This window comes from Pseudomonas sp. WS 5532 (assembly GCF_012985445.1).
GTDB classification, from domain to species: domain Bacteria; phylum Pseudomonadota; class Gammaproteobacteria; order Pseudomonadales; family Pseudomonadaceae; genus Aquipseudomonas; species Aquipseudomonas edaphica.
Genome location: NZ_JAAQWK010000001.1, coordinates 480,851 through 496,264 on the forward strand (window position 1 = coordinate 480,851; position 15,414 = coordinate 496,264).

At 60.1% G+C, this 15,414-nt stretch carries 14 protein-coding genes; 6 read left to right on the top strand and 8 right to left on the bottom strand.

Translation table 11 applies throughout. The features are described from left to right. Nucleotides 1–35: 35 nt before the first annotated feature. From HBO23_RS02240 to HBO23_RS02255, 4 genes are all read right to left on the bottom strand, one after another. Entirely contained in the window at nt 36–1,160 is a 1,125-nt protein-coding gene (locus HBO23_RS02240; RefSeq protein ID WP_170036362.1) for an OpgC domain-containing protein, read from the bottom strand. 132 nt (nt 1,161–1,292) lie between these two features. After that, nucleotides 1,293–1,589 carry a cupin domain-containing protein gene (locus tag HBO23_RS02245; protein WP_170036364.1) on the bottom strand — a complete coding sequence of 99 codons (297 nt, stop codon included), beginning with the start codon at nt 1,587–1,589 and terminating at the stop codon, nt 1,293–1,295. Between the two features lie 65 nt (nt 1,590–1,654). Further along, complete coding sequence (locus HBO23_RS02250; RefSeq protein ID WP_169985314.1) at nt 1,655–3,274, bottom strand: FMN-binding glutamate synthase family protein; 1,620 nt, start codon at nt 3,272–3,274, stop codon at nt 1,655–1,657. 29 nt (nt 3,275–3,303) lie between these two features. Beyond that, nucleotides 3,304–4,068: a LuxR C-terminal-related transcriptional regulator gene (locus HBO23_RS02255; RefSeq protein ID WP_170036366.1), complete on the bottom strand. Its 765-nt coding sequence runs from the start codon at nt 4,066–4,068 to the stop codon at nt 3,304–3,306. A gap of 93 nt (nt 4,069–4,161) precedes the next feature. Between HBO23_RS02255 and HBO23_RS02260 the strand changes: the two genes are divergently transcribed. From HBO23_RS02260 to HBO23_RS02270, 3 genes are all read left to right on the top strand, one after another. After that, nucleotides 4,162–4,983, top strand: coding sequence for a carbon-nitrogen hydrolase family protein (locus HBO23_RS02260; protein WP_170036368.1), 822 nt, complete (start codon nt 4,162–4,164; stop codon nt 4,981–4,983). Nucleotides 4,984–5,172: 189 nt separating this feature from the next. Further along, complete coding sequence (locus HBO23_RS02265) at nt 5,173–6,498, top strand: APC family permease (protein WP_170036370.1); 1,326 nt, start codon at nt 5,173–5,175, stop codon at nt 6,496–6,498. A 100-nt stretch (nt 6,499–6,598) separates the two neighbouring features. Beyond that, nucleotides 6,599–6,871 (top strand): type B 50S ribosomal protein L31, encoded by a 273-nt coding sequence (locus HBO23_RS02270; protein WP_017135901.1) that lies wholly within the window; start codon nt 6,599–6,601, stop codon nt 6,869–6,871. Between the two features lie 20 nt (nt 6,872–6,891). Here the strand turns inward: HBO23_RS02270 and HBO23_RS02275 are convergent, their stop codons facing one another. Genes HBO23_RS02275 through HBO23_RS02290 form a run of 4 tightly spaced genes read right to left on the bottom strand, consistent with a single transcriptional unit; the run spans nt 6,892 to nt 12,949 of the window. Then, nucleotides 6,892–8,271, bottom strand: a complete 1,380-nt coding sequence (locus HBO23_RS02275) for an ATP-binding protein (protein ID WP_138452482.1) — start codon at nt 8,269–8,271, stop codon at nt 6,892–6,894. Next, nucleotides 8,268–10,094 (bottom strand): DAHL domain-containing protein, encoded by a 1,827-nt coding sequence (locus HBO23_RS02280; protein ID WP_032865483.1) that lies wholly within the window; start codon nt 10,092–10,094, stop codon nt 8,268–8,270. The genes HBO23_RS02275 and HBO23_RS02280 overlap by 4 nt, the downstream gene beginning before the upstream one ends. Beyond that, complete coding sequence (locus HBO23_RS02285) at nt 10,091–11,053, bottom strand: cytochrome c peroxidase (RefSeq protein ID WP_017135904.1); 963 nt, start codon at nt 11,051–11,053, stop codon at nt 10,091–10,093. Before HBO23_RS02285 ends, HBO23_RS02280 begins: the two co-directional genes overlap by 4 nt. A gap of 21 nt (nt 11,054–11,074) precedes the next feature. Further along, nucleotides 11,075–12,949: a GGDEF and EAL domain-containing protein gene (locus HBO23_RS02290; protein WP_170036371.1), complete on the bottom strand. Its 1,875-nt coding sequence runs from the start codon at nt 12,947–12,949 to the stop codon at nt 11,075–11,077. A 227-nt stretch (nt 12,950–13,176) separates the two neighbouring features. On the opposite strand from HBO23_RS02290, the gene HBO23_RS02295 reads away from it, so the two are divergent. The 3 genes from HBO23_RS02295 to HBO23_RS02305 are packed head-to-tail and all read left to right on the top strand — an operon-like array spanning nt 13,177 to nt 15,400. Beyond that, on the top strand, nt 13,177–14,490 hold the full coding sequence (locus tag HBO23_RS02295; RefSeq protein ID WP_017135906.1) for an HD domain-containing phosphohydrolase: 1,314 nt from the start codon (nt 13,177–13,179) through the stop codon (nt 14,488–14,490). Continuing rightward, nucleotides 14,487–14,900, top strand: a complete 414-nt coding sequence (locus HBO23_RS02300; RefSeq protein WP_169985324.1) for an NUDIX domain-containing protein — start codon at nt 14,487–14,489, stop codon at nt 14,898–14,900. Before HBO23_RS02295 ends, HBO23_RS02300 begins: the two co-directional genes overlap by 4 nt. Beyond that, complete coding sequence (locus HBO23_RS02305) at nt 14,894–15,400, top strand: GNAT family N-acetyltransferase (protein WP_099548509.1); 507 nt, start codon at nt 14,894–14,896, stop codon at nt 15,398–15,400. The genes HBO23_RS02300 and HBO23_RS02305 overlap by 7 nt, the downstream gene beginning before the upstream one ends. Nucleotides 15,401–15,414 lie beyond the last annotated feature (14 nt).

A 15,414-nucleotide genomic window follows, 5' to 3' on the forward strand; every position in this document is an offset into this window, starting at 1 on the left:
ACAACAAAAAGCCCCTTGATCGGGGCTTTTTGTTTTCAGGCGGCGGCCATGCGTGTCGATTGGTCCAGCCGTTTGTTGAACTCCAGCCAGGCGCCCAACATCGCCATCAAGCCAGCGCCCACTAGCGCGGTAAAAATTTGCATGGCAAAGGCATCGCCGGCCATGGCGTTGACCATGTCCGCCAACGGCGCCAACAACACGCCAAGGCAGAACACTTCCAGCGAAAAGCGGCCCATCCGGCAGGTCTGCTGTGCCAGCCAGTTTTGCGTCCAGGCACGCCCCGGCAACAGTTTGGCGGTGACATAGGCCAAGGCCAAAAAATGCAGCAGACGCACCGGCGACAGGTCGGTCTTGCTGATCGGGTACAACAGTTCGCTGAGCGCGGACGGCATCAATGCGTCATGCACTTCGGGCCAACGCCAGCCGATCGTAATCACGCCGGCCATCAATGCGTAGCTCGCGGCCATCATGAACAACGGCTGCCGCAGCAGTGGCCGATGCTCCTGCGCGCGGGGTTGTTGCCCATGAATCGCCGCCGCGCCGCCCAGCACGAACAGGAACTGCCAGGTAACCGGGTTGAAATACCACACCCCGTCGGCAATCGCTGCCAGGTTCCAACCCAGGTGTGGCGCCAGCAGGTACACCGCCATCGACCCCGCCACCACCCACCAGGTTTTGCGCAAGAGCAACGGCAACACCAGCGGCAGGCCGGCCAGCAGCACGATATACAAGGGCAACGGGTCCATCAGGTTGGGCTTGAAGCGCAGCAGCAATTCATCCACCAACGCTTGCTGTGGTTGGGTGACAAAGTGCGTCAGGCCCATCTCCTGCACCAGATCGCGGGTTTCCACATGGCTGTTGGCGAAGAACACGATGCCCATCAGCATCGCCAGCAAGAAAATATGCACCACGTAAAGCACCCAGGTGCGCCGCAGGATCTTCAGGCAGGCCATCCAGTAGCCTTCGCGTTGCAAGACCTTGCCATAGGCCAGCACTGAGGCATAACCGGCAAGAAATACAAACACTTCAGCGGCATCGCTGAAACCGATATTGCGCAGGGTGATCTGGCCGAGTGGGTTGTGGGGGACGTGATCCCAGAAAATGAAGATCAACGCCAGGCCCCGAAAAAAATCGATGCGCGGGTCGCGTCCGTTCAGCATGGCAGCGGGCTCTTGAACAGGGGTTTAAGTCATGACAGGCGAATGCGCGTGTTGTCACACGCCGCACGTCGGGCGCGCGCAGGTTGGCGGTATTTGTAAGCAATTGCAAAGGCTGGGTATTACTGAATGTCTCTATACATCGATGATGACCAACGTGCCCCGGCTGCCGGGGCTTACAGCATGGGGAGTGCCGGCTTCTACGAGGTACATCTGGCCGGCAGCAACGCGTATTTGCTCGGTGCCAATGCTCAGGCACAACTGGCCGCTGACTACCAATAACCCCTCGTTGTAATCATGGGTTTCCTCTTTATAAGCTTGGTCATCCATACGCAACACCTTGATCCGCGCTGGGCCGACCTGGCCCAGGCGTGCGGATTGCCAGCTGTCGGGCAGTTGCGCCGCAATGGCGCTGAAGTCGAGTAACGGCATGTGAAGCTCCTTGTTTCAACGATGCCGTCGGTGGTCCGGTTCAGCGGTCAAGAGTATTCGGATATTTATGCGGCAGCCACTTCCTGCGGCTCAAAACTGTCCGCCCGTGCCATCTGCCACATGCGCGAATAGAACTCGCCGTTCACCTCGCCGGTGAGCAACTCGCCAGGCTTGAGGAACACATGCAGCTGCGAGAACAGTTTGATCTCGGTTGCCGACATGCGCCGCACCAAATGCTTGGCCGACAACTGCGACGGATGATCCAGGCCGGCCGCAGCGAGCATTTCCGCCAAGGCGTGCAGCGTGTTGCGGTGGAAGTTGAACACGCGCTGGGCTTTGTCGGGCACCACCAGCGCACGCTGGCGCAGCGGGTCTTGGGTGGCGACGCCCGTCGGGCATTTGTTGGTGTGGCAGCTTTGCGACTGGATGCAGCCGATGGCGAACATAAAGCCGCGCGCCGAGTTGGCCCAGTCGGCGCCGATGGCCAGCACGCTGGCGATATCGAAGGCGCTGACGATTTTGCCGCTGGCGCCCAGCTTGATCTTGTCGCGCAGGTTCAGGCCCACCAGGGTGTTGTGCACAAACAGCAGGCCTTCACGCAGCGGCACGCCGATATGGTCGGTGAACTCCACCGGCGCGGCGCCGGTACCGCCTTCCTTGCCGTCGACCACGATAAAGTCCGGGAGGATGCCGGTCTCGAGCATGGCCTTGGCGATGCCCATGAACTCCCACGGGTGGCCGAGGCAGAACTTGAACCCCACCGGTTTGCCGCCGGACAGTTCACGCAGTTGCGCGATGAACTGCATCATCTCGATCGGGGTGGAAAACGCGCTGTGGCGCGATGGCGAGATGCAGTCTTCGCCCATCATGATGCCGCGCGTCTCAGCAATTTCCTGGGTGACTTTGTGCTTGGGCAGAATCCCGCCATGGCCGGGTTTGGCACCCTGGCTCATCTTGATTTCGATCATGCGCACTTGCGGGTTCTGTGCCTGTACGGCAAAGCGCTCCGGGTCGAAACGGCCGTCGCTGGTGCGGCAGCCAAAGTAACCGCTGCCCAGTTCCCAGGTCAGGTCGCCGCCGTTTTCGCGGTGGTAGGGGCTGATGCTGCCTTCGCCGGTGTCATGGGCAAAGTTGCCGAGCTTGGCGCCTTGGTTCAACGCGCGAATCGCATTGGCGCTCAACGAGCCGAAGCTCATCGCCGAGATGTTGAAGACCGAGGCCGAGTAAGGTTGCGTGCACTGCGGGCCGCCGACCATCACGCGAAAGGCGCTGGGGTCGCTGAGCGGCGCCGGACGCATGGAGTGGCCGATAAACTCGAAGCCCGACTGGTACACGTCGATCAGGGTACCGAACGGCTTGTCGGCGGTTTCGTTTTTGGCGCGCGAGTAAACCAGCGAGCGCTGAGCCCGGGAGAAGGGCAGGGCGTCGCTGTCGGATTCGAGCAGGTACTGGCGGATCTCCGGGCGAATGGCTTCCACCAGGTAACGGATATTACCCAGGATCGGGTAGTTGCGGCGCACCGCGTGGGGGCTTTGCAGCAGGTCGAAAACGCCGATCAGGCTGAGGATGCCGGTGACCACGGTGATAGGCCACAGCCACTCATGTTCGATAAACGGAAGGCTGGCGAGGGTGAAAATGACGCACACGGCAAAGAAGGCGTAACGGCTTAGCAACGACAGGCTCATACGGGTTTCCTTGGGTTCGGACTCATCGGTCAGGCGTTTTGCGCCTGAAGAAAGATCGAGAACAGCTCCGACTGGGATTTGATCCCCAGCTTGCTGTACATGTGTTTCTTATGGACTTTCACGGTTTCAACAGAGATTTCCAGCTTACGGGCGATCTCCTTGCTGGAGCAACCGCTGAGCATCAAACGGCCTACATCCAGCTCACGGGCGGTGAGTTGTGCGCCCCAGCCATCATTTTGAATCGGCGGTTGCGGCGCGCTCACCTGGTTCAGTTCATGGGGCAGGCGCTGGCGCAGCAGGCTCACCACCCACGGCTGGATCAGTGACAGCAGGGCAATTTGCTGTGGGTCAAAACGCTGTTTCGAACCCAGCGACAGGCACAGGGTGCGCCCGTCCGGCAGGTGGCAATTGAACTGGATTTCATCGGCCACCACGTTCAGGCGAAAGTAGCGCTGGTAGTACTCGGTCAGCTCGAAATGCTCCGGCGCCACGTCCGCCAGGCGCAACAGGCCGGTGCGCGCGTGTTCGCGGCTGGCGATGTAGAACGGGTCGAGCAGGTACAGGCCGTTGAGGTAGTCCTGGAACAGAGGGTCCGGCGTGCCATCGGCGCCCGGGGATTCGGCGAACACCAGCGGGCGGTGCTGACTGCTGAACAGCAAGGCCACCCAACTGTCGGACGGCACGTATTGGTCCAACAGCCGCACAAGCTGGGTCCAGAAATTGGGCTGGTCCAGGGCGTCTATCATTTGCCCCACCGAACGGTGCCAGGCGATGTCTTGCAGCGTCATGCTCATCAATCTACCCCTATCGGGTTACCTCGGCCGCGTAATTCCCTGGCCGGTGTTGGCTGCGCATACTGCGACACGGATAAAGAACAAGGAATACCCATGAAGGTCGAATTTGCCCAATTGGCAGGCCGCGATAACGGTACAGCTTACAACCTTGAGCGCGCCTTGGCGGCCATTGCTGCGTGCGCCGCCGACACGCAACTGATCGTCTTCCCGGAAACCCACCTGATGGGCTTCCCGTCGGCCGAGACCGTCGCCACTATCGCCGAGCCGGTAGACGGCCCCACCGTACAAGCGGTTATCCAGGCGGCCCGTACGCGCAATATCGCCGTGGTCATCGGCATGGCCGAACACGACGGTGGCCAGTTCTATAACACCACCTTGCTGATCACCCCCGAGGGCATCGCCCTGCGTTATCGCAAGACGCATCTGTGGGCTTCGGATCGCGGCGTGTTCACCGCTGGCGATCGTTACGCCACATGCCTGTGGAACGGCGTGCGCGTCGGCCTGCTGATTTGCTACGACATCGAGTTCCCGGAAACCGCCCGCGCCCTGGCGCAACTGGGTGCCGAGCTGCTGATCGTCACCAACGGCAACATGGACCCTTACGGCCCCACGCACCGCACCGCGATCATGGCCCGCGCCCAGGAAAACCAGGCGTTTGCGCTGATGGTCAACCGGGTCGGAGAAGGCGACGGCGACCTGTTGTTCGCCGGCGGCAGCGCGCTGGTGGACCCGATCGGCACCTTGCTGTTTGAAGCGGGGCGTGAGGAAGGGCAATTCACCGTCGAGCTGGATCTTGACCAATTGGTGGCGGCTCGCAAGGACTACCGCTACCTGGATGACCAGCGCTTGAAATTGCCCGGCGAGGTGATTGAGCGCAGCGATGGGACGCGCGAATTGCTGATCCCCCACGTTTAAGACTGGCCCCTAGTGGCGAGGGAGCTTGCTCCCGCTGGGCTGCGCAGCGGCCCCAAAATCTTAGGGCCGCTACGCGCCCCAGCGGGAGCAAGCTCCCTCGCCACAACAGCAGCATCAATCATAAAAATAGTTTGCGCTTCACCGACTTCAGTTCTGCCATAAATCTAATAAATCAGCGGAGAATCGCTCATGGCTCGTTTGCAACGCACCCTGTCGTTAGGGTCGGTGGTGCTGTTTGGCATCGCCTATATGACGCCGATCATTGTGCTCGGCACCTTCGGCATCCTCGCGCAATCCACCGGCGGTATGGTCCCGGCCGCGTACCTGGCGGCCCTGGTGGCGATGTTTTTTACCGCCATGAGCTACGGGCGCATGGCCTCGGCATTCCCGGTGGCCGGTTCCGCCTACAGCTATGTGCGCAAGGCCATCAGCCCCAAGCTGGGCTTTATCGCCGGTTGGGCGGTGTTGCTCGACTACCTGTTCCTGCCCATGGCCATCTGGCTGATCGGCGCTGCGTACCTGCATTCGGCGTTCCCGGCGGTGCCGCAGTGGGTGTGGGTGCTGGCCTTTATCGGTATCACCACGGCAATCAATATCATCGGGTTGAAGCTCGCCAACGGCATCAACGCGCTGCTGATGCTGGTGCAATTTCTGGTGCTGATCGCGTTTGTCGCGCTGTGCATCCACTACATCGGCGGTGACGCGAGCAAGCCGCTATGGACCATCGCCCCGTTCTTCAACGGCCAGATGCACATGCCATTGATCATGAGCGGCGCGGCCATCGCCTGCTATTCGTTCCTGGGCTTTGATGCGGTCAGTACCCTCACCGAAGAAACCCGCGACCCGCGCCGTACCATCCCACGAGCAATCATGCTGATCACCTTGATCGGCGGCCTGATCTTCGTCGGCGTGTCGTACTTCGTGCAGATCGCCCACCCGTCGTTCGAATTCGCCGATGTGGATTCGGCGGCCTACGAGATTGCCCGCAACGTGGGCGGCGACCTGTTTGTGTCGATCTTCCTGATCGGCCTGATCGTCGGCCAGTTCGCCTCGGGGCTGTCGGCCCAGGCCAGCGGTTCGCGGCTGTTGTTTGCCATGGGCCGGGACGGTGTGTTGCCCAAGTCGTTCTTCGGCACCTTGCATGCGCGCTTCGGCACGCCGGTCAACAGCATCCTGTTGTGTGCGGTGGTGGCCTTGCTGGCGTTGAAGCTCGACGTGACCACCTCAACTTCGTTCATCAACTTCGGTGCGTTCCTGGCGTTCAGTCTGGTGAACCTGTCGGTGATCTTTCACTACTGGATCGGCGCCAAACAGCGCGGTGTGCGTGAGCTGATCCTGTTCGTGGTATTTCCGACCATCGGCTTGCTCGCGGACGTGTGGCTGATGGTCAGCCTCGATCACCTGGCGATTTACCTGGGCGCGGTGTGGTTGGTGATTGGCCTGGTGTACCTGGGCTTTCTCACACGCGGTTTCTCGAAACAACCCCCGGAAATGGACTTCCAGGAAGCGGCATAGAAGCAGTCGGCCTATTCTTATTGAAATCGGTTCTCGTTTGGGTGCATGATTTGTGTTACTGTATAACACTTGAATTGCACCCAGACGCCCCGGAGGCCTTATGAAAGCTGGTATCCATCCCGACTACCGCACTGTGCTGTTCCACGACACCGCCGCCGACGTGTTCTTCCTGATCGGCTCCACCGCCGACAGCGACCGCACCCATACACACAGTGACGGCAACACTTACCCGTATATCCCGCTCGATGTGTCCAGCGCCTCGCACCCGATCTATACCGGCCAGCAGCGCAAGACCCAGGTCGAAGGCCGGATCGCCGGGTTCAACAAGCGTTTCGCTTCGTTTGGGTCCAGCCCAAAAAAGGCGGATGCATAACCCCGACTCGGCGGCGTGCCCTACGCCGCCGTTTGCCGAATCGGCAGCACCACCCGAAAGGTTGTGCCCTTGCCCAACTCACTGCTGACCGAGATTGAGCCCCGGTGTTTCTTGACGATGCCGTAGGAGAGTGACAACCCCAGGCCAGTGCCTTCGCCGACGGGTTTGGTGGTGAAGAAGGGGTCGAAAATCTTCTGCACGGTTTCCGGCGCAATGCCACAGCCGTCGTCCGCCACTTCCAGCCAGATGTTCTCACCTTCCACGCCGTTGCTGATGGTAATGGTGCCGCGTTCCGGGCCCATGGCTTGTGCGGCATTGATTACCAGATTCATCACCACTTGATTGAGCTGCGACGCCAGGCACTCTATGTCCGGCAGCGGCATGTAGTGCTTGACCACATCAGCCCTGTACTTCAGTTCGCTGGCGACGATGTTCAGCGTCGAATCAATGCCTTGTTGCAGGTTGGTGAATTGCCAGGTCTGGTCGTTGTCCACCCGCGAAAAATTTTTCAGGTCTTTGACGATTTGCACCACGCGGCCAATGCCATCCTTGGATTCGCGGATCAGGATCGGGATGTCCTCCTTGAGAAAGTCCAGCTCCAACGTCGTGCGCAAAGCCTTTAGCTGGTCGCGCTGTGGTTGCGATGCGATTATTTCCTCGCTGTGTCGATAAGCTTCAAGCATCTGTTGCAGCTGGTTGAAGTAGCCATCAAGGGTGCTGAGGTTGGACGAAATGAAGCCTACCGGGTTGTTGATCTCATGGGCGACACCGGCGGCAAGCTGACCCAGCGACGCGAGCTTTTCCGACTGCACCAGCTGGCTTTCCAAGTGCTTGCGCTCGTCGATTTCCAGTTGCAGCGCCTGGGTACGTTGTTCCACCAGCTGTTCCAGGTGGGAGGTTTGCAAGGCGGCGCGACGGGCCATGTCCCACTTGTTGGCCAAGGTGTTGGCCATTTGCTGGACCTCAATGTTGTCGAAGGGTTTTTTCAGGATCAGCAAGCGGTCATGGGCGTGCAGGCGAAAGAGCAGGTCCTCCCAGGAGTAATCCGAGTACGCGGTGCACACCACCACTTGCAGGTCGGGGTCGACCTTCCACAATGCCTCGATGGTCTTCGCGCCGTCCCAGCCCTGGGGCATGCGCATGTCCACAAAAGCCAGCGCATAGGGCCGTTGTTCTGCCATGGCCGTGGTCAGCAAGCCCAGGCCTTCTTCGCCGCCGTACGCCGAATGCAGGTCGAATACCTGAGCCTGAGGCGTGGCGGCGGCGCCGAACAGCGCTGATTCCAGGTCGTCCAGTGCAGGGTTGGCGGCCACGCTCGGCATCAGAATCTTGCGAAAGTCTTCATGAATTGACGGTGTGTCATCAATCAACAGAATGCGCCGGTTGGGAGTCTGGTTCATGGGGCAGTTCCGGCAAGGGTAAGAGGAATCGTCAAGGTAAACACTGCGCCAAGGCCTGGCCCATCGCTGTGGGCGCTGAGTTGGCCGTGCATTTCCACGGCGGCCAGGGCGCAGCTGTGCAGGCCGAAGCCGTGGCCTTCTTTGCGCGTGGTGAAGCCGTGGGTGAATATCCGGGTCATGTTCTCGGCGGGTATGCCCTCGCCATCGTCCCTTACACTGATTTTCAGCGTCTCTTCAGCCGCCGGTTGCACGGTCAGGGTCATTTGCCGTGGCCGGTCACTGAGGTTGGACATGGCGTACTTGGCGTTGCTGATCAGGTTGACCATGATCAGCAACAGCCGGTGTTTGTCGCCCAGAATCTCCGGTACTTGCGCGTACTCCTTGACCACCGTGACGTGATGACGGCTCAACGCGCCGGCGTTCATGCGCAGGGCGTCTTCCATCAACGCGCTGATGTTGACGGGTTCGAGCAGTGTGGAGGCGCCGGCATAGGATTGCTGGGTCGAGACGATGTCCTTGATGTGGTCAACGCTTTTGCTCAGTTGCGTCAGTTCCTCGCTCATGTCTTGCTGTTCGACTGCAATCGCTTCGACCAATTGGTTCAGGTAGCCCGGCAGCAACTTGCCCTTTTCATCCTCGCTGAGGAAGGTGCCCAGGTCGCCCTGATGCGCGTTGATCAATTGCATGGCTTTGCCCAGGCCCTGGGCCTTGCTGTTGCGCAATTTGCGCCCCACCAGGTCGGCGGAAATGTTCACACTGTTGAGCACGTTGCCGACGTTGTGCAGCACGTTCGTGGCGATTTCCGCCATGCCCGCCTGGCGGGCGCTGTCCATCAGCTCGCTCTGGGCGTCCTTGAGTTGTTGCGTGCGCCGCTCCACCCTTTGTTCCAGGGTTTCGTTGGCGGCCTGCAAGGCACGATTGATCCGGTTGATCTCGGCGAAACTGCGCAACAGGCGTACCGCCAGGTACAGCAGCAACACCACCAGCAAGGTTGAGAAAATCAACAGATAGCGGTGGTATTGATGATCAATGAGGTCGGCCGCCTGCTGGTCCTGGTTGAGGTGGGTGGTCAAGTCATCCAGGCGCTCGGCCACGGGCACTGCGGCAATTCGTTCGAGGAGGCTGTTGACCACCGGTTGCTCGCGCAGGATCAGCGAAATGTGGTTGCTGAGGATCTCGACCGGGGCCTGGAACTCAATGGGCAGGCGTTCCTTGTTAATTTCCAGTTTGCCCAGGCCCACCAGAATATCGGCGGCGCGGTCGTCGCTGGTGACCTGGGCGAACTCCAGGCTGCTGAGCAGCAGGTCGTAGGTGTCGGTGGCCACGCTTTGCAGTTGCAGCCGCCCTCCATCGTCAACACGATTGAACTGGGCCTGGATATCGTCTTCAGCGGTCGGCAGAAACGCCAGCGAGTTGCGCAGCACCGCATTGTGGGATTTGAACCGGTCTACCAGCCGCGCCTTTTCCTGGATGGCGGTTTCATACGCTAGCTGGATGGTGCGCCAACGGGGCAGGTCGACGCTGTTGTGGTAGGTGCTGCGGCTGCTAAGTTCGGCCCATATACGCGTCATTTCGGTGAGCGGTGTCACCAGCGGATCGTAGTTGTGGGTAATCGCAATCCGGGCCTTGAGCACTTCGCTGTCCCATTGTGCGTTGAGTTGCTGGAGCTGGCGGATCAGGTCCCGTGACTGGGTGTAGCTGGCTGTTTGGTCGCGGGAGGACATGAGGTACAAAAAGACCAGGGTCGAGGCCAGCAGCAGGGTCATCAACCCCAGCAACAGCTGACTGATACGACGGCGGGAAAGGCTCGGCAGTCGGCTCATAACGGCTTGCCCGCCCATTGGCCAGTCAGGGTCTTGAGAAACAGGATGATCAGGTCCTTGTCTTCCTGGGTCGGAGTGCGCCCCAGCTGATACTTGAACATCACGTCCACAGCCTCTTCCAGGCTCTTGGCCGAAGCGTCGTGAAAGTAGGGAGCGGTGACCGCCACATTACGCAGGCTGGGCACCTTGAACACATAGCGGTCCTCTTCATCCTTGGTCAACAGGTAACGCCCCAGGTCCGACTCGACCGGGTTGCCGCGGTCCTTGAAGTAGTCAGCCATCACGCCGAATTTTTGAAACATGTTGCCGCCGATGTTCACACCCTGGTGGCAGGCGATACAGCCGTAATCTTTGAAACGCTGGTAGCCGTACTTTTCCTTGAGGGTCAGGATCTCCGTATTGCCCTTCAAGTATTGGTCAAACCGTGAGTCGGGCGTGAGCAGCGTGCGCTCATAGGTGGCCAGGGCGTTTTGCACATTGGCTGCGGTGACCCCATCGGGATAGGTTTGCTGGAATGCGCTCTGGTAGGCGGGCACGGCGGCGAGGTTCTGCACCACGGTTTTCCAGTCGCTGCCCATTTCTGCCGTGCTGGTGACCACGTGTTCGACTTGCGCCTCCAGCGTGTCGACACGACCATTCCAGAACTGTTTGAAATTCAGGCTGGCGTTGAACACCGATGGGGTGTTGACCTCTACCGGTTTGCCGTCAAAACCGATCGAAAACGGCTTGTCGTCGGCGCCGCCGGACTCCAGGCGATGGCAACTGGCGCAGGACAGGGTGTTGTTGGCTGACAGGCTTGGCTCATTGAACAGTTGCCGGCCCAGTTCGACTTTGGCCGGGTCCAGCGTCGGCACGCCCGGCAAGGGTTTGAGTGCCTCGTCCAGCGGTGCGGCTGCCAGTGGCAGACTCGCGCCTAACCATAAGGTGAAAATGAGCCCTTGGGTTGATACTTCGCTCAAGCGAGCACTCCTTGCAATCGGCTATTGATCGGGCATCAGGGCAGGGTGACCGGCTTGCATCAACTGCGCAAAATCCTTTGGGGGCACGGCTTTGCTGAATAGAAAACCCTGGCCTTCTTCGCACCGCTGAGCTTGCAGGAAGTTCAGTTGTTCGATCGTCTCAACGCCTTCGGCAATGATGCTCATGTTCAGACTTTTGCCCATGCCGATGATAGCGCTGATCAGTTGCGCGTCCTGGCTATTTACGCTCATGCCGCGTACGAAAGATTGGTCGATTTTCAGCACGTCGATGGAAAAGCGCCGCAGGTAGCTGAGGCTGGAATAACCGGTGCCGAAGTCATCCAGGGCCAGACGCACGCCCATGGCCTTGATGGTGTTCAAGGTGGCGACGGTGTCGTCGACATTCTGCATCAACACGCTTTCGGTGATTTCCAACTCCAATTGGGCAGGCGGCAGGCCGGTCTGTGTGAGTATCTCGGCCAGGTTGTCGGTAAAGTCCCGCTGGCGAAAGTCGATGGCCGAGACGTTCACCGAGATGCACAACGGGCTCAAGCCCATGGCGCGCCAGGCTTGCCCTTGCTCGCAGGCCCGGCGCAGTACCCACTGGGTCAAGGGCACTATCAGCCCACTGTCTTCGGCCACCGGAATGAACTCAGACGGACTGACCCATCCGGCGCGCGGCGCAAACCAACGTATCAAGGCTTCGGCACCGACGATTTTGCCGGTTTTCAATTCCAGTTTCGGTTGGTAGTGCAGCACGAACTCGTCACGCTCCAGGGCCTGGCGGATCGCGCTTTCCAGGCCTTGCTGATGTTGCGCGCGCAGGTTCATGGTCTCGGTATAAAAGCTGAAATCACCCGGGCCGCGCTCCTTGCTGGTGTGCATGGCGGTTTCGGCATGTTTGATCAGTTCCACCGCCGTGCTGCTGTCATTGGGGTAAATACTGATGCCTAGGCTGGCGGTGACGCTCAGGTCGTGCCCGGCGACGTGGCGGGTTGTGCGCACGGCCGTGAGCAACTTTTGCGCAATATGCTGGGTTTGTTGCGGGTGCTGGATATCGTTGAGCAGAATCACAAACTCGTCGGCCCCGTAGCGAAACACTGAATCCGAGTCTCGCACCGTCGCCACCAGGCTCTGGCTGACCTGCTGGAGCACCTCGTCGCCCGCCGGATACCCCAAGGCATTGTTGATGCGCTTGAAGCGGTCGAGCCCGATAAATATCACCGCCAGTTGTGTGTCATGCCGTCGGCCCAAGGCGATGGCCTGGGTCAGGCGGTCACCCAGCAACGTGCTGTTGGGCAACTGCGTGAGCGCGTCGTATTGCAGCAGGTGCGACACTTTGAGCAGTTCCTGCACGCGTTCTTCAATGGTGCGCTCCAGGCCCAGTACCTTGAGGGCGACGTCTTGGGCGAGCTGCCATTTCCAGGTCAGGGCGCTGGCCATCTGGCGGATTTCCAGGTGGTCAAAGGGTTTTTTCAGGATCAGTAGCTGGTCGTTGTACTTCAATCGCGCTTCGATGGCCTCAAAGGAGTAATCGGAGTAGGCGGTGCACAGGGCAATCTGCAGGTTGGGGTCGACGTTCCACAACTGTTCGATGGTGTGCAGGCCATCCCAGCCGGGCGGCATGCGCATGTCGATAAACACCATGGCGTAGGGCGCACCGTCCGCCAGGGCTTTGTTCACCAGGGCAAGGGCCTCCTGGCCCTGATAGGCCGAATCCAGCAAAAACGCCTGGCGCACCGGCGCCGCGGTGCCGAACAGGGCTTCTTCCAGGCTGTCCAGTGAGGGGGCATCGTTGGGATTGGCGCACAGAATCTTGCGGAAATCTTCGTGGATAGAGGCGGTGTCATCCACGATCAGAATGCGTCGGTTGGCCCGCCCTGAATCCGGCTTCATGGCGCACTCTGCATTGGCAACAGGGTTGATGGCATAACACTTCCTTCCTTGGTTTGACATCCGGGAGGAGTACGTACCGGTTGAGACAGCATAGTTGAGTTCCCTTGAAATCGACGGCAAGTTGGCGTCAAATCAGCTGCGTGGCTGCGTGCATCAAGCGCAGAAACGCGGCGGGATACCAGGGTTCAATTTAGCTCTATTACGTTTATTTTTAAGGCGCAGTAACCATGGATGAACAGCTTGCGACCCCACCCACGATTCTGCTGGTTGATGATGAAGAATCGATCCTCAACAGCCTGCGCCGCCTGTTGCGCGGCCAACCCTTCAATGTCGTACTCGCCGGCAGCGGCGCCCAGGCCCTGGAGATCATGGCGGCCCAGCCCATCGACCTGGTGATGAGCGACGCGCGCATGCCCGGCATGGACGGCGCGCAGTTGCTGGCTGAAGTCCACCGGCTGTACCCGGCCACCAGCCGCATCCTGTTGACCGGCTATGCTGACCTTGCGACGATCATCAAGGCGATCAACGAAGGGCAGATTCACCGTTACATCAGCAAACCCTGGAATGACGAAGAACTGCCGCTGGTGTTGCGCCAGGCCCTGGAGCATCAGCGCCTGGAGCGCCTGGCCCATGAGCAGAATGATCAGCTCAAGGTGTTGAACGCCAACCTGGAAAAGCGCGTGGCAGCCCGTACCAGCGAGCTGCAACAGACCGCCGACATGCTCGATCTGGCCTACGACGAGCTCAAGCGCAGCTACGTGACCGGTACCGAAGTGTTTTCGCTGTTGGCCAACCTGCGCTTGCCCAAGGACAAACAGACCAACCGCGCCTTGATCGAACTGATCCGGGTCTACTGCGCGGCCCAGTCCATCGACGAAGCCAGCACCCGCGACCTGACCATGGCCGCTGCGCTGTACAACATTGGCAAGCTGAGCTGGAGCGACAGCATGATGGTTGCGCCGTCGGACAAGCTGCACAGCACCGACCGTGGTCTGTATCGCGAGTACCCGACCCAGAGCGAATCGCTGCTGATGACCCTGGAACCGATGAAGGATGCGGCGCGGATCATTCGCCACCACCAGGAGCGTTGGGACGGTACAGGGTTTCCCGATCACCTCAAGGGCGATGCGATCCCGCCCGGCTCGCGCCTGCTTAAACTGGCAGTGGACTTCATCGAACTGCAAAAAGGCTTGATCCTTGAACGGCATCTGAACAGCGACGAAGCGTTGCTGTATATCCGCAAGTACGCCGGGCGCCTTTACGATCCGGAGCTGGTGGAAGACTTCGTGCAGGCCTGCGCGGCCTTCCTCAGCGATGTGACCTTGGGCGACCCCAGCGTCAAGGTCCTCTCCACCCGAGAGCTGGAAGCCGGCATGGTGCTGGCCCGCAACCTCAATGCCGATAACGGCATGCTGTTGCTTAACGCCGGCAAGGTGTTGAATCTGCCGCTGGTGGACAAGCTGATTGCGTTCGAGGCGATGGAAGGCGCGAAATACAGCGTATTTATCAAACAACCTGAAGAGACACCGATCCTTTCATGAGCATTTCCACTATTCGAATCGCCGCCGCCCTGCTGATCGGCAGCGACGGTCAAACCCTGCTGGTACGCAAACGTGGCACCCAGGCGTTCATGCAGCCCGGCGGCAAGATCGACGCCGGTGAGCAACCCGCCGAGGCGCTGGCCCGTGAGCTGTACGAAGAACTGAACCTGTGTATCAAACCGAGTGACGCCGTGTACTTGGGCCACTTCTCGGCGCCTGCCGCCAACGAACCGGGTTTTACGGTGCACGCCGAGTTGTTCCAGGTGCACATTGATGTGCCGGTAGCGCCCGCTGCCGAGATTGAAGAAGTGCGCTGGATCGACCCGGCTGGTGACGGCGGCTTGCAACTGGCGCCTTTAACGCGGGATTTGATCCTGCCGTTTTACCGAAAGTCGCTCACCGCATGCTGATTCGCCCACTGGGTGCCCACGACGCCGAGGCATATCGAGCGCTGATGCTTGAGGCCTACGGCGCCTATCCCCAAGCGTTTACCTCCAGCGTCGCCGAGCGCGCGCGGATGCCAATGAGTTGGTGGGAAAAGCGCCTGGACAATCCGTTGGACCGGGTACTCGGCGCGTTCGCGGCTGACACCTTGGCCGGGATTGTCGGCCTGGCCTTCGAACCCCGGGAAAAGGCCCGGCACAAAGTCACGCTGTTCGGCATGTTCGTGACCGAGGCTTATCAGCGCAAGGGCCTGGGCCGTGAGTTGCTGGAGGCGGCGCTCGATGCCGCGCGACGCCAGCCCGGCGTCAAACTGATCCAACTGACCGTCACCGCCGGCAACGACGCAGCCTTCGCGCTGTACCAGCGCTGCGGTTTTATTCAATACGGCCTGGAGCCGTTGGCGGTGCGGGTGGGGATCGAGTACTTCGACAAGGTCCACATGTGGCGTGAACTCAAAGGCGACTGAAATTCCATAGGGGA